Consider the following 16,989-nt stretch of genomic DNA (forward strand, 5'->3'; position numbering starts at 1 on the left):
CCGCTGCTCGGTGAGCCGGGCGGTGGGCTGGTCAGTGGGTGTCGGTGGCGGCTCGGACGGCGGCACGCAGGGCGGTGCGGGTCAGCAGGAGGACGGGACCGTCCGGGTCCTTGCTGTCCCGCACCGCCACCACCGAACCGGCCGCCCCAGCCACGTTCGCCAGCTCGACGCACTCGGCGGCGTTAGAGCCGCTGTAGCTGCTCTTGCGCCACGTGGTGTTCGTCGGGTCCATCTCTCCTCGACCTTTCGGATCAGTTCACGTGATGTTGCCTGCGTGAGCACCTGATGAGGTGCACGACTAGGGGTTCGTGAGGTTGGACAGATCCCGCCGGATTGTTAGTGGTGATGCCGGACGGCTGGCTTGTTTGTGATCGCTCTGCCCTCTATGGCTGCTGCTCGGTAGGTCGGGAGCCGGGTGGTGACGTCGGATGATCAGTGGGCGTCTCTCACAGTTTGGACGGCGGTTCGCAGGGCGGTGCGGGTGAGCAGGAGGACGGGGCCGTCCGGGTCCTTGCTGTCCCGCACCGCGACCACCGAGCCGGCCACTTCAGCCAACTCGACGCAGTTGCCGCCGTTGGAGCCGGTGTAGCTGCTCTTGCGCCACTTGACGTTTCTCAGGTCCATCTCTCCCGGACCACCTTTCTAATCAACTCGCGCGACATCTCTTCGGTGAGTGCCCGTGAACGAAGAGCGTTTAGAGTACGCGCCAGCACGGACAAGTCCGTCGGATCATCCGTCGTGATGGCGCGAATCGCCGTCTCGACGTATGCAACCTCACTTCGATCGTCCATCGTGGCGATGGTGAACGCGCCCATGTTGCCATCGTGCTCGCCACTTTCTAACACTACTTGAACCGTGACGTTGGGCAACATGCTCAGGTCCAATAGGTGTTCCAACTGCTCCTTCATCGTCTCGGCTGTGCCGACCGGACGACGAAGCGCCTGCTCGTCGACCAGCAGCACAAGCTCCGGAGGCGTGCGTCTGTCGCGCCCCTTAAGGATCTCTTGGCGAGCGAGCCGCGCTGCCACGGCCTCTTCGTTGCCTTGCAGGAGGGCGGACGCGTAGGCCGGAGTCTGGGCGAGGCCCGCGATCAGCATGGGCTCCCACGAGACAAGCATCGCCGCATCCATCTCGATCTTGGGCCAGTCGAACCAGATCGGGACCGGGTGGCCGTCCCTGTTCAGGTCTTCCCAGAGCTTGTTCAGGGCTCCGTCGGAGCCGAGAATGCGGTCGACCTGCTCCACGAATGACCGTGTAGCCCGCCTGGTGCCGTTTTCGATACGGCTCACCTGAGCCTTGCTGATGTTCGTGCGGTCGGCGATGGACTGTTGGGTGATGCCTTTTGCCTCGCGCATTCGGCGCATCTGTCCACCGAACGCGATCAGGGCGGGGGACTCCTTGGGGCGTTGGCGTCTTGGGGGCATGATCGCAAAGTTTCCCCTTCTTGGTACCTCGCCGAGAGGGTGCGTGTGTCACCAGTCGTTACCAAGCCAGCTCGGTAACAGCATCGTAGCTGGGAACCTTGCTAAATGTGTGGTGTTCGCCACACACAGTGAGGAGAGGTCATGGGCCAGGCGGCGACGCGGAACGAGATGGTGGTGAAGCAGGACCTCAAGGTCGTCGCGGAGGTCCGGCAGTTCGTGCGGCTGGTCGTCGGCCAGTGGGGCATGGACGACTTCGTACCGTGCCTGGTGGCGAGTGAGCTGGTCACCAACGCGCTGTTCTACGCGTCCGAAAAGGACGGCGATGTGATTCTGCGGCTGGACCGCACCGAGGACGACGCCCTGTGGATGGAGGTCCAGGACGCGACGTGCGTCCTGCCGCACGTGCGGGAAGCCGACATGGTCAGCGAGGTGGGCCGGGGCCTGTTCATCGTCGACCAGTTCTCCCGCCGCTGGGGCGTCCGCCCGCTCGCGGGCAAGGCCGGCAAGGTCGTCTTCGCGGTCATCGACCGCACTTGAAGACCAGCGGAGGGGCGTTCCCTCCCGTCCGCCCCTCCGCTACCCATCGGAATGCGTGCTCACGAGCCCGCTCAACCATCGGCTGCCGCGCGAAAAGCTGCCCGCGACCGCATTGGGGCACTTTCTGTGCTCCGGTGCCGCTATGGAGACGTGGGGAGGCGGATGCGGGTGAGGATGTCGGCGATTTCGCGGGTGCGTTCGTCGTCGGGGCCGCTGATGACGAGGTGGTCCTGGTAGAGGGACTCGAACACGTTCTCCGCGGCGGCTCGGTCGTCGGCGGACAGCAGGAGCATGCCGATGCTGTACCGGATGTCGAGGGCGAGTTCGCTGGCGTGGCTGTCGGCGGCGGCTACGTCGTCCAGGAGGCGCCGGAACTGGTCGAGCGCCACGGTGTTCTGGCCGAGGTTGGCGCGGCAGTGGGCCGCATAGCGGCGGGACTCCAGGGCGCGATCGCTGGACGGCCCGGCGGTGCGGGCGTAGGCGTCGGCCAGGGAGTCGAACTCCGGGAGGGCAGTGCGCGAGTCCCCGCCGAGGAAGAGGATCAGCGCGCGGTGGAAGCGGAGCTTGAGCAGGTCCGGGCTTTCGGAACCCAGCACCTTGGCGGCCGGGCCGATGACGGCCTCAACAGCGTCGGCGGCCTGCGCGAACCGCTCGGATTCGAGGAGCTGCGTGGAGCGCTTTAGCGCGTCTTCGATGGCGTTCTGGAGCTGGGTGGGCGGTGTGGTCGGTGCGTGCGGCACGGTCGGCGGCGCTGCCGGAACCGGAGCAGGACGGCGCGGGCGGCGGCGAGGGGCGTTCGGCTGCCGGTACAGGAGCGTCGGGTCGGGCATCTCGCCGAGCCGCGGGCTCGTGGTGAGCGCCGGCGAGCCGGGGGACGGCAGGAACGGGAGCAGGCGCTCGTAGACGGCGTAGGCGTCGGCCGGTCGCTGTTCGGGCTTCTTGGCGAGCAGGTCCAGGACGAGTTCTTGCAGCTCCGGCGGCACGTCCGGACGCAGGCTGCGCAGCGGCTTGGGCTCGGCGGTGATGTGCTGTTTCCAGAGTTCGTACTGGCTCTTGCCGTTGAAGACGGGCGTCCCCGACAGCAGTTCGTGCAGGACGCAGCCGAGAGCGTAGAGGTCGCTCTGCGGGGTCACCTGCGCGGCGTTGACCTGCTCGGGCGACATGTACCGGCTGGTGCCCATCGGGCTGCCCGTGACGGTGATCCTGGTGACGTCGCGGCGGAGGATCGCGGCGATGCCGAAGTCGAGGACCTTGACCGTCCCGTCATCGGTCACCAGGACGTTGTCGGGTTTCAGGTCGCGGTGCACGACCGGGATCGCGTGCGCGTGGGAGAGCACGGTGGCGATCTGCGCGCCGATCGCGGCGGCCCAGGCGACCGGCAGCGGGTCGGCCGGGTCGATGTAGGAGCGCAGGTTCCTGCCCGGGATGTACTGCATCACCAGGTAGAGGCGATCCGCGGAGTCTGCGTCCAGGACGGCGTCGTACACCTGGGGCACGCCGTGGTGCTGGATGCGGGCGGTGACGCGCGCCTCGCGGCGGAACCGTTCGGCCAGGTCGGCGATGTGCTCGGGTGCGAGCAGCATCTCGGGGCGGATGGCCTTGACGGCGATCTCGCGGTCCAGGACGGAGTCGTAGCCGCGCCAGATCGTGCCCATGCCGCCGGACCCGATCTCCTCGATCAGTTCATAGCGGTCGGCAATGGTCCTGACCGGCATTCCTGCTCCGCGTGCACTCGCCGTTGTTTGCCCTGGCTAAGTGTTTCGAGAGCGGAGATGGCCTGTCCAGCCGCCCTCCGATTCGCTCGGGGACGGCTGGACGGACGAAGGCATCAGGCGACGCCGGCCTGTTCGCGCAGCAGTTGCCAGGCGGCACGTCGGGCGCGGCTGTTCAGGGACGACTTGAACTCGGGGTCGGAGCCGAAGTACTTCTCGCCGAGGGTGGCGATGGAGTCGACGTGGTCCATCATCTTGTCTTCGAAGACCTTGTCGAAGACGACCCCGAAGTTCTCCTGGTCGTTGTTGGCGACCGCGGCCTGTTTGACCTTGGGGTCGGCCATCGCCTCTTCGAACGGCTGGATGATGTCCTCTTCGGTGAAGTCCGTGCCGAACTTGGCGTTGAACCTCTCGATCAGTTCTGCGAGACGCGACTTCTCCGGCTCCTTGGCGCCGCCGGCGCCGTCCCCGAATCCCTTCACCACCGTCGCGCCTTCGGGGGTGAGCCTGAGGTCGTGCTCGCCGGTCTTCTCGACCCGCATGTGGCTTAGGTCGATCTCGCCGATGTCGACGCCGCCGTCAGCGCGCCTCGGGAGCCTGTTGAGCAGGTGCCTCCCGTACAGGTGGAGACGCTCCAGCTCGGCGTCGTGATACGGGACGATCTGCGAAAGGAACCCGTACTTCCGCACATAGTCATTGAGGTTCGCGCGGAAGTCCTCGGCTGTCTCGTGGTCGTCCTCGTCCTCGCTGTCGATCAGCGCGGTGAAGCGCACGACGGCCGGATTCAGCAGCCGGTACAGCTCGGCGTGCAGCTTCTCCCATCGTGCCGTAGAGCCGGCGGCCCTCTCCTCGGCTTCGAGGTAGGCGCGGGCGAACTCCTCCATCTCCGCGTTGACGAGGATCTGCGCCGACATGACGCGGCTCTGCGCGGTGTAGAGGAGGTTCGGGTCTGACGGGAGGGTCATCGCCTCCTCGTAGTAGGGGCGGAATGCCTCTTGGATGTCCTCGGCGTCGTTGACGAAGTCCACGACCGCCAGGTCGGTCTGGCTCTTGCGGTCGGCGGTTCGGTTGAGTCGGGACAGCGTCTGGACGGCCGAGATACCCGCCAGCTTCTTGTTGACGTACATCGTCGTCAGCAACGGCTGATCGAAGCCGGTCTGGTACTTCTCGGCCACGACGAGGATGCGGTATTCGGGTTTGCCGCGTCCGCCCGTATGCGCGGCCAGGTCGTCGGCCCGCGTGTACGCGAACGCCTTGGGAAGGGCGCCCTCGGGCAGGCCGCCGTTCTCCTTGGACTCGGTGACCTCTTCCTTCTCGTACGTGAGGGAGCCGGAGAACGCCACCAGGACGCCGATGCCGTATCCCATGTCGTCGATGTGCTGTTTGATCGCACGCGACATCTGCACGGCGCTCTTGCGGGACGCGGTCACCACCATGGCCTTGGCGCGTCCGCCGAGCCGCCCCTGAGTGTGCGCCCGGAAGTGCTCCACGATGATCTTCGCGTGCTGCGCGACCGTCGAGGGGTGCGTCACCGCGTACCGCGCCAGCAGCGTGTTCGCCTTGGACGGGTCGACCTCCCGCTCGTCCGGGTTCTTGTTGACGAGCTTCCAATAGGTGTCGTACGTGACGTAGTTGCGCAGCGGGTCGAGGATGAAGCCCTCCTCGATGGCCTGCCGCATCGAGTAGGTGTGGAACGGCCGGTACGTGGCCTTGCCGGCCACGGTGTCCAGCGTGCCGAACAGCTCCAGCGTCTTGCTCTTGGGCGTCGCCGTGAACGCGAAGTAGGACAGGTTGGACGCCTGGGAGCGCTGCGCGGCCTTGCGCTCCAGCTTGGCCTCGACCGTCGTGGCGCCCTCGTCCTCGTCGTCGGCGTCCAGGCCCAGGTCGCGGAGCGCGGCCTTGACCGCCGTCGCCGCGTCCCCGGATTGAGACGAGTGCGCCTCGTCCACGACGATCGCGAACCGGTGACCGGCGATCTCGGTCGGGTTGCGCTTCAAGAAGTCGATCAGCGCCGGGAACGTCTGCAGCGTCACCGTGATGATCTTCCCGGACGACCGGGACAGCGCCTTGGCGAGCTGCTCGGACTTCGCGCCGGTCTTCTCGTCGATCTTCACCACGAGCCCGGCGGTCTGCTCGAACGCGCCGATCGTCTCCCGCAACTGGGCGTCCAGGTTCCGCCGGTCGGTGATCACGACGACCTTGTCGAAGACCGGCGTCCCCGGCTCGACCCCGTTCGCCACCGCCTCCGGCGCAAGCTCGGCGGCGTTCACGGGCGTGTGGAGCGACGACAGCCGGTGCGACAGCCATGCGATGGTGTTCGACTTGCCGGAACCTGCGGAGGCCATCACCAGGTAGTTGTGACCGGCCCCGTAGCGGGCGGCGTGCGCGGTGAGCTTCTTGACCACATCCCACTGGTGGTAGCGCGGGAAGATCATCGTCTTGCTCGTGCGGCCGCCGGCGCTCTTGGACTTCTGCTCGTGGACGAACCGCTGGAGCATGTCCAGCCAGTTCTCCGGCTCCCAGATCCGCGTCCAAAGATACGAGGTCGCGTACGTTCCGGGCTCGACCGGCGACGGATTGCCCGCGCCGCCAGGCTGCCCCGGCCCTTCGGACCCGGTGTTGAACGGCAGGAACCGCGTCTTCTGCCCCCGCAGCTGCGTCGCGACGAAGACAAGGTCGGGATCGACGCAGAAGTTCGCCACCACCCGCTGCCGGAAGATCAGCTCACTCGGGTCGCGGTCGCGCCGATACTGCTCCTTCGCCTGCTCCACGCCCTGCCCGGTCAGCGGGTTCTTCAGCTCGGCCGTCGCGACCGGAATCCCGTTGACGAACAATGCCAGGTCGAGCCGGTTGCCCTTGTCGGCCTGCTTGGTCGCGTACTCCAGCTCGCGCACGACCGTCAGCCGGTTGGCCCGGTACTCGTTCAGGGCGGAGTCGTCCAGCACGAGGTTCGGCTTGAAGTAGGCGACGCGGATCAGGACGCCCCGATCCTTCACGCCCTTCCGCAGGACGGTGAGCACCCCGTCTTCCGCGATCGCCCTATCGAGCCGCTTGGCGAAACCGACCTGCGCGGCCTCGGTGCTGCTCCCGTAGAGCATGACGAGCCGCTCCCACTCGTCGCCCTGGGTGGCACCGATGAAGGTGAAGAGCTGCCGGGTGTCCAGGCCGAGTTCCGGCCGGTAGTCGCGCGGATCGCCCTCCTGCCAGCCGCCCTTGAGCATCGCCGCGACGATCGCGTCCCCGAACGCCTTCTCGTCATGCACCGGACTCATGCCCTACTCCGCAACCCCACGACCGGATGCCGTAGAAACATCGAACTCCCCTGTGACCGCTGCCGTGATCAGCGCCTGGCGGCGCTCCGCCAGCAGGGACAGCTGCCGGTCCACGAGGTCCCTCATCTGCTGCATCTGGGAGGTCGCGCGTTTCACTTCCTTAGAAATCTGCAGCTGAGTGCCCATGTCCGGCAGCGGCATCCTGATCTGTGCCAGGTGCGTGGGGCCGAAGTGCTGCATGGCCGCGCCCGCCTTGAGGGCGTCGATCTGCTTGAAGAACGACGATGACTGTAGGAAGCACTCGACGTAGTCCATGTCCACTTCCGGGGACGTGGGACGCAGGATGATCAGCCCGGTGTACGGGATGGCGCCCACGACCTCGGGCGAGGTGACAGAGGAGACTTCTCCCATGGTGGCGCTGCCGCTGATCACGCGGTCGCCGAGCCTGAGAGCGAACTTGCTCCACCTTTTGGCGACCATCGCGGCGTCCAGGTAGTTGCAGCCGGTCAGCGTGACATTTCCGTCCTTGAGCCCGCGCAGCCGGACCAACGGCACGCCGGACGACCGGAAGTCCTCCGCCATGATCCCCGGACCCTCAATGAAGCGGACCATGTACTTCAGGGGAATCGTGGTGTCTTCGATCGGCTCGAAGTTGGAGTCGATGACCCTTTGGTGCCGCTCGATGAACAGCGCCTTCAGCTTGCCGTAGTCGCCGGCGAGCCGGTCGATGTGGGCGGTCTCGGCGTCCAGGAAACCGGCGATGCGCCGCTGCTCCTCCACGGACGGAAGCCAGGCGCGGTGTTCCGCGACCAGCTCCCATGACGTCCTGGGCATCTTCGACCCGTACGCGGTCGTGGTCGCCCATTCGATCCACGGCCGCGACAGCGTCAGGTAGAAGAGGAATTCCGGGGCGACCCTCGGCCCTGGGCGCAGCACCAGAAGCTCCCCGGTCGCGGTGCCGGCCTCGGTGGCGATGTACGACTTGGCGAGGTAGGGGCGGAGCTTGCTGAACAGCACGTCTCCGGCCCGGTGGGCGACGCTGTCCCCGGCCGCCTTCACGGCGAGCTGCGAGGTGAGCAGCCTGCCGGTGCCCTTCTCAATGTCCTCCAAGGCGATGAAGGGGCGTGGCGTGCCGTCCGACTTCTCCACCGGGTTGGAGACCGCCGACTTGATGCGCACCACGGTCATTCGGTGACCTCGCTGAGGAGGGTCTGGATTTCGGCTTCGAGGGCCTTCAGCTCGGCGTCGATCTCCGCCAGGGGGCGCGGGGGCTTGTAGACGTAGAAGTGGCGGGTGAAGGGGATCTCGTAGCCGATCTTGGTCTTGGTGTGGTCGATCCAGGCGTCCGGGACGTGCGGGAGGACCTCGCGCTTGAGGTAGTCCTCGACGTCCTGGTCCAGCGGGACGTTCTCGTAGTCGCGCAGGTCGGTGTCCGGTTCGATGACGCCCTTGCGCACGTACTGGGTCTCGCCGCCGGGGTCGCGGACGCCGATGGCGTCGCGGACGGCCTTGGCGAACGCGGCGCCGGGCGGCCACTGCAGGCCGGCGTCCACGACCGCGCCCATGAGCGCGTTGAGCATCTCCGCCTTGGTCGGCCAGCCGCTCCCCAGGAGCGGCCGCACCGCGTCGATGAGAGCTTCGGCGTAGTCGAGCTTCTGCACCTGCTTGGCGGCCTCAAGCGCCGCCAAGGTCTCCTCGGTCAGCTCGAAACGCAGCTTGAGGGGACGCTCGACGGTGATGCGGCGGTAGCCGAAGTCCTGGTTGCGGAAGACCTTGACCTTGCCGTGCAGCGGGTGCTCAGGGTCGGCCGCGACCTCCAGGGCGTCGCCGTAGAGCCGGGTGATCTCGCCGATGTGGTCGGGGCGCCCGTCCTGGCCGTCGCCGATCTCCTTGCGCTTGTCGCCCAGGGACTTGCGCATCTTCTGCCAGTAGTCCCGGGCGTCCAGGAGGACGACCTTGCCCTCGTGGTCGGGCTGCTTGCGGTTGGTGACGATCCAGAAGTAGGTGGAGATCCCGGTGTTGTAGAACAGCTGGTCGGGCAGCGCGACGATCGCCTCCAGCCAGTCGTTCTCGATGATCCACTGGCGGATCCGGGACTCGCCCGACTCCGCGGCGCCGGTGAACAGCGGCGAGCCGTTGAAGACGATCGCGATGCGGCTGCCGCCGGCCTCCCGCGGCTTCATCTTCGAGATCATGTGCTGGAGGAACAGGAACGAGCCGTCGTTGATCCGCGGCAGCCCCGCCCCGAAGCGCCCGGACTCGCCGAGCGTCTCGTACTCGTGCTCGATCTCCTCCTTGACCTTCTTCCACTCGACGCCGAACGGCGGATTGGCCAGCAGGTAGTCGAACTTGGCGTTCCGGTGGCCGTCGTCGCTGAAGGAGTTGCCGAACGCGATGTGGTCCGGGTCCTGCCCCTTGATCATCAGGTCGGACCGGCAGATCGCCCACGACTCGGGGTTGAGCTCCTGCCCGTACACCTCGACCGTCGCGTCCGGGTTGAGCGAGGTGATGTACTCCTGCGTCGTGCTGAGCATCCCGCCGGTGCCGCAGGCCGGGTCCAGCACCTTGCGGACGACGCCGGGCACGCTGAGCGCGTCCGCGTCCGGCGCCACCAGCAGGTTCACCATCAGCTTGATGACCTCGCGCGGCGTGAAGTGCTCACCGGCCGTCTCGTTGGAGAGTTCCGAGAAGCGCCGGATGAGGTCCTCGAAGAAGTAGCCCATGGCGTGGTTGGGCACGACCTCGGGGCGGACGTCCAGGTCGGCGAAGCGCCCGACGACCTTGTAGAGCAGGTTCGCGCCGTCCAGCCGCCTGATCTGCTGGGCGAACTCGTACTTCTCCAGCACCTCCCGCGCGTTCGGGGAGAAGCCCGCGATGTACATGGTGAGGTTCGTCGCGGCGTGCTCCGGGTCGTTGGCGATCTTCGCGAGGGTGTAGCCGGTGGTGTTGTAGAACGACTGGCCCGACGCGCGGCGGAGGAACCGGTCGGTGTCCATGTCCTTGCCCTTGAACCGCTCCACCGTCTCCTGGACGGCCGCCCGGGTCGGCTCCAGGACGGTCTCCAGCCTGCGCAGCACGGTGAACGGCAGGATGACCTTGCCGTACTCCGACTGCTTGAAGTCGCCGCGCAGCAGGTCCGCGACCGACCAGGCGTGGTTGACCAGTTCGGTGTGCTTGCTCGAGTTCAACGGGTTCCCCTCCGGATGCGCCGGCCTGCGGAGCAGGGATTCTCAAGTCTGGGGCATGCGGGACGGCCTGCGCTGCGGCTCATGGCAACTCGATCCCCGGGGGGAGCAGCGCACCGCTGCTGAGGGTGGTGGCTATGAGGTCCGCTGCCTCGTCGGCGTGGTTCGCGGCGTTCCGTGCGGTGCTCCGGAGTTCGTCCACCTTGCGGAACGCGCGGCCGTAGGCGGTCTGCTCGCCGATCGGAAGGAGCGGGACGCGCAGCCGGGACGCCACGAGCTGCTGCGTGGAGCTGCCGGTCGTCGCCTGGCTGACGTTGTCGGGCGCGCTGACGAATCCGGCGAGGAACCACGGGTCGAGTCGCGCCGGGTCGGGGCGCAGCAGGAACACGCCGTTGCCGAGCAGGCATCCGGCGTCCTCCTCGTCCGCCACGCGCGCCGCGACGCCGTGCGGGCCGACGATCTGGGTGATCAGGACGTCGCCCGCCTCGACGACGATCGGATCGGCCAGGTGCAGTCCGCGCGCGTCGCCGCCGGCCCGCGTCCCGCCGATCAGATCGCGCGCCCGCAGGACGGGCCGGTCCGCGTGGTCGGCGGACACGGGGTCGGTCGTGGCGGCCCGCGTTCCCTTGTGGACGGCCAGGGCGCCGCCGCGGGTCAGGTCGGCGACCGTCGCGGTTCGCCAGGTGCGGCTCGCCTCCCCGGCCGAGGCCAGCGGCCCGATCTCGGTCGCGGCGGCCAGCGCGGCGACGTCCGCTTCGAGGCGCTCGATGAGCCGGGCGACGTCGCGCAGGGCCGCGTCGGGGGTGATCACGGGCGCGATGCGGACGTGCCGTCCGGGCGAGAGGTCGACGAGCTCGTCCAGGAGGTCGATCGCCGGGAGTGCGCGCGCGGTTCCCGGGATCTCGGCGAACTCGGCGGCGGTCTCGGTGAACGCCCGCCACGTCCCGGCGATCGTCTCGTGGAGCTTGCCGGCGTCGGCGGCCCTGCCCTCGCCGGCGGAGACGTCCATCAGGAGAACCAGGTCACGGCCGGGCCGCCCGGCGTCGGGGGCCCGGAGTATCCACAGGTGAAGCCCGATGTGGTGCGGCACGGCGAGGCCCGCGGGGAGGGCGATCACCCCGCACAGCGCGCCCTGCCGGATCAGCTCGGCCCGGATCCGGCGGCCGGACGGCCGCGACGCGGTCGCCGGCGGCAGCAGGAGCACGGCCTGGCCGCCCTCGGCCAGATGCGCCAGGGCGTGCTGGACCCAGGCGAGTTCAGGCTCCGAACGCGGCGGCACGCCGTAGGCCCACCGGGTGTCGAACGCCAGCTCGTCGTGGCCCCAGTCGCGGTCGCCGTAGGGCGGGTTGCACACCACGGCGTCCACGTGCAGGCCGGGGAAGGCGTCGTCGCGGAGGCTGTCGCCGGTCCGCACGTCCACCGAGGCTCGCGGCGCCGCCTCCGCCAGCCGGGCCCTGGCCTGGGCCGCGGTGACCGGACGGTACTCCTGGCCGCGCACGTCCGCGCCGGGCTCAAGGGCTGCGGCGACCGCGGCGAGCAGGCGCCCGCCGCCGCAGGCCGGGTCGAGGACGCTGCGGACGCGCGCGTGGCCGGTCGTCACCAGCGCGGCCATCAGATCGGCGAGCGCGTCCGGTGTCGGATGCGTCCCGCGGACGCCGATCGGCGCCTCGGTGTGCTCGTCGAGGACGTCGAAGGCGGCGAGCGGGCCTTCCTGGTGCGCGACCTGCGCGGCCGCTCGCAGCAGCGTCGCGGGCGCCTTCGCGCGACCCGTCGCGGGCGCCTTCGCGCGACCCGTCGCGGGTGTCTTCGCGTCGTCCGTCGCGGGTGTCTTCGCGTCGTCCGTCGCGCCGGACCCGGTCGAGGCGAGGGCTTCGGCGAGCAGCGCGGTCAGCTCGCCGTCGGTCAGCTTCGCGGTCGCGGCGCGCTCGCGGGCGTCCAGCCCGGCCAGGTGCGCCGTGAACAGCGCGACGGCCTCGATCTCGCCCGGCGGGCGGCCGCGCAGGCGGGCCCGTAGCTCGTCGCTGGACGAGCGGGCCGGGAGGCGGCCACGGGCGTCCAGCCATGCCTCGATCTGCTGCCGGTCGTAGCTCGGGCTGGCCTCCGTCCCGCCGGTGGGCTGCGGGAAGTCGGGGTGGCGCCGGCGCCAGTTGCTCACGGTCGCGCGCGTCACGCCGGCGAGCCGGGAGATCTCGGCGGCGGTCAGCTGCTCGCTCTGCGATGCCATCGGCACATCCTTGTCAGCTTTCGGGAGCATCGCCACTGTACACCACCCAATGCCGCGAAAGCATTTGACAGTGCTTTCACAGCATGCTCTCATGATGGTGCTTTCAGACGGCCAGGGCGCGAGGAGCACGGGATGACCGGGTGGGTGGCGATCGACTTCGAGACGGCGAACTCCCTGCGGGGAAGCCCGTGCTCGGTCGGCCTCGTCAAGGTGAAGGAACGGCAGATCGTCGAAGAGTGGTCGTCGTTCATCAAGCCCCCCGCCGGGCACGACCACTTCGACGCCTGCAACGTCCGCATCCACGGCATCACCGCCGACCGCGTCCGGGACGCCCCCGGCTGGCCCGAGACGCTGGAGCGGATCGTCGAGTTCGCGGGCGGCGCCCCGCTCGTCGCGCACAACGCGGCCTTCGACATCGGAGTGCTCGCCGACGCGTGCCGGGCCGTCGGCCTGCCCGTCCCCGACCTCCGCTTCGCATGCACGCTCGTCGTCGCGCGGCGCGCCTGGGACGGCCTGCTGTCGTACAAGCTGCCGGTGCTCGCCGGCGCCCTCGGCATCGACCTTCCCCGGCATCACGACGCCGCCGCCGACGCGCGGGCCGCGGCCGAGGTGATGATCGCCGCGCTGCGCCGGCAGGGGACGGCCAGGCTCGGCGACCTCCTCGCCGCCCACGGGATCCGGATGGGCTCCTACCGCGGCGGCGTCCGCCGGGGGTGCGTCCACCGGGGCGGCGCACCGCCCGAGCCGTCCCCGGCCGCCGACCCCGGCGCCGACCCCGACAACCCGTTCTACGGGGCCACCGTCTGCTTCACCGGAAAGCTGCCCGGCATGACGAGGGCGGAGGCCGCCCGGCGGATCGCGGCCCTCGGAGCCCACATCGCCGACGACGTCACCCGCTTCGTCGACCTGCTGGTGCTCGGCGGCGTCGAGCCCCACCGGCTCGCGCCCGGAGCGACCACGACCGGCAAGCACGCCAAGGCGCAGCGGCTCCGCGACCGCGGCCACGGCATCACCGTCATCGACCACGAGGAGTTCTTCGAACTGCTCGCGGCGGCCCAAGGCTGAGCCGCCCGAGCGGAGGCCTTCCGGCCTCCGCTCTCACCCCCTGACACCAAGGAGCACACCATGCGCAAGATCACCATCGGCCTCGTCGCGGTCGCCGTCCTCGCCGCCGGCTGCAACCTGGAGGAGGACCCGGTCGCCGTCCAGTCGGCGAGCCCCGGCAAGTCCGCCGGCAAGAGCGGCGCCGAGGGCAAGGCCGAGAAGTTCCCGATCAAGCTGACCGCCAAGCGGGCGACCGCGAAGCGGAGCGTCCTGAGCGACGGCGGCGCCCTGTCCTGCGTCAAGGTCACCGTCACCAACCAGACCAAGAAGCAGCTGGAGGTCAACCCGCTCTACTTCTCGATCACCGACACCAAGAAGACCAAGCACGACACCAGCACCGCCCTCGGCGACTACGAGGGGCAGATCGCCACCACCGAGCTCGCCCCGGGCGAGAAGGCCACCGGCCTGGTGTGCGCGAAGGGCAGGTTCCGGCCCAAGATCGTCGCGATGACGAACCCCCTGTTCGACGAGGCGGCCCGCGCCGAGGTCGCGTCCTGAGCGGGACGGCGCCGGCCGGTGAGGACCGCGGCCCCGGTCCTCGCCGGCCGAGGCGGCGCCGCGCGTCCCGGACGGGACCGCCGCTCGCGCATCGCGGGCGCCGGAAGCGCAGCGCCGCCGCGGAACTGCCCGAGGGGCACCGCTGCACCACCAGCTGGGAGCGCGGCGGCGGCCAAGGGGATCCCGGTCGTGTCGATCGTGACGTCGGCGAGACCAACGCCTGGGTCATCGGAGACGTCGCTAAGCAAGCCCGTCTCTACGCGCAGACGCTCTTCCTCGCCGAGAAGCACGGCCTGCCGCTGCCCCCTCAGCTGGCGGACTACGCCGTCGAGGCGGATGACGGCCCTTCGTAGCCTGCTGCTTCCGTGAGGTGGGCTTCCTTCAAGGACCAGGTGCCGCTGCCTCCGGTGACCTGGAGGAGCGCGCGGGGGCGGAGGTGGATCTCGGTGCCGTCGGCCTGGCCGCCGTCCGGGAGGGCGAGCGTCCGGACGGGGATCAGGGTGGCGTCGTCGAGTTGGAGGAGGCCGAACGCGTTCCCGCTGTGGAACAGCACCGGTCCCGGTGGGCCCAGGTAGCGCACCACGGCGGTCCGGTCACCGGACAGGGAGTGCTCGAACGGCCGGACGCGGCCGGTCGGCGCTTTGGCGCGGTCGTCGGCCTGTCCGAGAGGCGTGACCTCGATCCGCCAGTCCGTTGCGGCGGTTCTCACCTGGAGTATCGCCTGCGCCGGGACCGCGAACGTGCTCCGGCTCGGCAGGGATGGCGTGCCGGGCACCGCGCCGGCCACGACCGGATCGCAGCCGTGGAGCGCGACCAGGTCAGGCCCGTGCAGGTGCACCTGGTGGGGCTGCCCGTCCGGGCAGGTCATGACGGCGATTCCGGGCGGCCCCTGGTAGCTGAGCACCTCGTGTCCGCTGCCCGTGGCCGAGCCGGTGAAGCCGCGCCCGCGTTCCGGACCGCAGATCGTGACGGTCCACGGCCCCTCCGCCTCGACGTGCAGGAACCTCTTCGTGAGCGCCTTGTCGGACACCAGACGGTCGTCCAGGACGATCGTCGCTGCCCTGGTACACACCACGACCGGTGTGCCGCGGCCGAACTCGGTGCGTCGAAGCCAGGCCCGGAGCGTCCCGGGGCCTTCGTTCCTGAACTCGGCCAGCACCGGCTGGGGGAGCCGGCCTTTGATCTTGATGCGCGCAGTGCCGGTGCCGCGGTGCGTACGGGCGGCGGCGTAATGGAAGTGATCGACCGGCGCGGACCCCGGCACCGGCCGCGCTTCGCCCTCCGCCAGCCAGCGGTCGAGGTCGGTGGCCGCCCTGCGCGGCTCCTTCACCCGAAGACACAGCCAGCGGACCCGCCGTCCCCGCTGAGGCATGGGCCTATGCGGATTCAGATCCCGCAAGGTCAGCATGACCCAGAACCAGTTCCCCCACCGCAGCCGGCGCGCGGGGAGGGGAATGGCGTCCCGCATCTGCAGGACGAGGTTGAGTTCTTCCCGGAACGGCGTCAACTGTGTTACGCCGTCCTCGATCCGGCGCCGCCGCGGCTCATCGCCGTAATGGATCGCTGCGATCGCGGTGCGCGGGACGCGCAGCACCTTCCAGAGCAGCAGCGCGTCCCAGATGACGATCTCGTCGTCCGTCACCCAGAGCCGAGGCCGGACCAGCACCAGCCTGAGCGTCTGGATCGCCACCCCCACGAGGACCGCCGCGAAGAGCGGCAACCACAACGCCCCTACGAGTTCGGCGCGGGTGGTCTCCTCGTTGAACTCATCCCAGATCAGGATGAACAGCCCCAGCCAGGCCGCCAATGAGAGCACACCGACGGCCGCGGCCAGCGTCCGCCCCCTGGACCTCGCGATTCTCACCCGGACGGTGGACGCGGCCGGCCGCGCCCGCCAGCCCCACCGGTCTCGGTCGCCGAGGCGGCCCAGCCGGGAACCCTCCCGTTCGCTCGCCTGCCGCCTGCGCGACGCGGGAGCGGCCCGCGTCCAGTAGACGCCCCACATCACCATGGCGTTCAGCCCCACCCCGAGGCCGCCGACCACCACGGCGATGGCCCCGACGCCGAGCGGGTGGTCCCAATCCGGCGACCCGCCCTTCATCTGGACGAAGTCTCCTGAGCCGACGTCGAGGGCGGGAATCGCGTCCCCGGCCTCAATGGAACGGGTGCCTTTCCCTCTGAGCTGGACGCTTCCATGGGTCAGCTGGAAGAGGCTGTCGGTCGTGAACGTCCCGTACCAGGTGCACCCGCCGCGCCCGCACGATTCCGACAGCGCAGTGAACGTGCCGGGAACCCCCTCGCCTTTCGCGGCGCGCCCGGTGGCCGTGACGTCCTCCACCAAGACGCCGAAGACGAAGGGCCAGATCATCAGGAACCCGATGCCGATCACGAGCTGGGTGACGGCGAAAGGCCCGAGGTTGTGGAGCCGGTATCTCCTCAATCCCCGGCCGCCCCTGCGTCGTCCGCCCATCCCCGCCCCACCGCCGTCCCGACCTGTTCACGCAGCCCAAGCATCACATGGCGGCCATAGGAAGATCGAGCGAGCCTGCAAGAACACGGGAGGAGCGGGTCCTATGCCTCAGCGGGAAGCGTCGAACGCAAGCGCCTTATCGTCCTCAAAACCTCGGCCCGATTCTTGGCCGCCTTGAGCCACGTGGGGAGACGCTCCACCAGGCTCGCCGGAGCGCCCGCCGCGACATCTCCACGTTCGCGCAGCTTCGCGGCCACATAGGCTTCCAACAGATCGAGATGGCGGACGTTATAAGCCCACAGCACATGTCCGCAGCAACTCGCCTGCAACCACACCGGCCGCCGAAAGTAGGGATCAACCGGGCCTCCGAAGACAGCGGAACCCACCGTCTCGTCCTTGAAGAAGCCACACGCCATACAGCGCAAGCGCCTGCGAAAGTTCAAGAACCCACCCGGAGCCGCCTCGGCGTCCTCAGGCGCCCCGGGATGCGGCAGGACGACGGCACAGCCTGACAGCGGCCGTGGAAAGCTCCCCGTAGGCGGCCAGAAACCGCCCCACTGATG

The 16,989-nt window shown here is 69.2% G+C and carries 12 protein-coding genes and 1 pseudogene; 3 read left to right on the plus strand and 10 right to left on the minus strand.

Annotation, left to right across the window (positions count from 1 at the left end; translation table 11 throughout):
- Nucleotides 1-31: 31 nt before the first annotated feature.
- The 3 genes from ACIWVC_RS30770 to ACIWVC_RS30780 form a co-directional block, all read right to left on the minus strand.
- Nucleotides 32-232, minus strand: coding sequence for a DUF397 domain-containing protein (locus ACIWVC_RS30770; RefSeq protein ID WP_396454901.1), 201 nt, complete (start codon nt 230-232; stop codon nt 32-34).
- 200 nt (nt 233-432) lie between these two features.
- Nucleotides 433-624 carry a DUF397 domain-containing protein gene (locus tag ACIWVC_RS30775; RefSeq protein WP_396454902.1) on the minus strand — a complete coding sequence of 64 codons (192 nt, stop codon included), beginning with the start codon at nt 622-624 and terminating at the stop codon, nt 433-435.
- Nucleotides 615-1,424: a helix-turn-helix transcriptional regulator gene (locus ACIWVC_RS30780; RefSeq protein ID WP_396452003.1), complete on the minus strand. Its 810-nt coding sequence runs from the start codon at nt 1,422-1,424 to the stop codon at nt 615-617. The genes ACIWVC_RS30775 and ACIWVC_RS30780 overlap by 10 nt, the downstream gene beginning before the upstream one ends.
- A gap of 141 nt (nt 1,425-1,565) precedes the next feature.
- On the opposite strand from ACIWVC_RS30780, the gene ACIWVC_RS30785 reads away from it, so the two are divergent.
- A complete protein-coding gene (locus ACIWVC_RS30785) occupies nt 1,566-1,961 on the plus strand; it encodes an ATP-binding protein (protein WP_396452005.1) in 396 nt (131 codons plus the stop codon).
- A 140-nt stretch (nt 1,962-2,101) separates the two neighbouring features.
- Here the strand turns inward: ACIWVC_RS30785 and ACIWVC_RS30790 are convergent, their stop codons facing one another.
- From ACIWVC_RS30790 to ACIWVC_RS30810, 5 genes are all read right to left on the minus strand, one after another.
- Nucleotides 2,102-3,676: a protein kinase gene (locus ACIWVC_RS30790; RefSeq protein WP_396452007.1), complete on the minus strand. Its 1,575-nt coding sequence runs from the start codon at nt 3,674-3,676 to the stop codon at nt 2,102-2,104.
- Nucleotides 3,677-3,789: 113 nt separating this feature from the next.
- Nucleotides 3,790-6,945, minus strand: coding sequence for a type I restriction endonuclease subunit R (locus ACIWVC_RS30795; protein WP_396454903.1), 3,156 nt, complete (start codon nt 6,943-6,945; stop codon nt 3,790-3,792).
- 3 nt (nt 6,946-6,948) lie between these two features.
- Nucleotides 6,949-8,133, minus strand: coding sequence for a hypothetical protein (locus ACIWVC_RS30800; protein WP_396452011.1), 1,185 nt, complete (start codon nt 8,131-8,133; stop codon nt 6,949-6,951).
- On the minus strand, nt 8,130-10,133 hold the full coding sequence (locus tag ACIWVC_RS30805) for an N-6 DNA methylase (RefSeq protein WP_396452013.1): 2,004 nt from the start codon (nt 10,131-10,133) through the stop codon (nt 8,130-8,132). Before ACIWVC_RS30805 ends, ACIWVC_RS30800 begins: the two co-directional genes overlap by 4 nt.
- A gap of 79 nt (nt 10,134-10,212) precedes the next feature.
- A complete protein-coding gene (locus ACIWVC_RS30810; RefSeq protein WP_396452015.1) occupies nt 10,213-12,354 on the minus strand; it encodes an N-6 DNA methylase in 2,142 nt (713 codons plus the stop codon).
- 132 nt (nt 12,355-12,486) lie between these two features.
- On the opposite strand from ACIWVC_RS30810, the gene ACIWVC_RS30815 reads away from it, so the two are divergent.
- Nucleotides 12,487-13,419: an exonuclease domain-containing protein gene (locus tag ACIWVC_RS30815; RefSeq protein ID WP_396452017.1), complete on the plus strand. Its 933-nt coding sequence runs from the start codon at nt 12,487-12,489 to the stop codon at nt 13,417-13,419.
- A gap of 60 nt (nt 13,420-13,479) precedes the next feature.
- Nucleotides 13,480-13,956: a DUF4352 domain-containing protein gene (locus tag ACIWVC_RS30820; RefSeq protein WP_396452018.1), complete on the plus strand. Its 477-nt coding sequence runs from the start codon at nt 13,480-13,482 to the stop codon at nt 13,954-13,956.
- A 319-nt stretch (nt 13,957-14,275) separates the two neighbouring features.
- Here the strand turns inward: ACIWVC_RS30820 and ACIWVC_RS30825 are convergent, their stop codons facing one another.
- Entirely contained in the window at nt 14,276-16,396 is a 2,121-nt protein-coding gene (locus tag ACIWVC_RS30825) for a hypothetical protein (RefSeq protein ID WP_396452020.1), read from the minus strand.
- 131 nt (nt 16,397-16,527) lie between these two features.
- Nucleotides 16,528-16,989: pseudogene (locus ACIWVC_RS30830) on the minus strand (hypothetical protein); the annotation flags it as partial.

Source organism: Actinomadura sp., assembly GCF_044508335.1.
Lineage (GTDB): Bacteria > Actinomycetota > Actinomycetes > Streptosporangiales > Streptosporangiaceae > Spirillospora.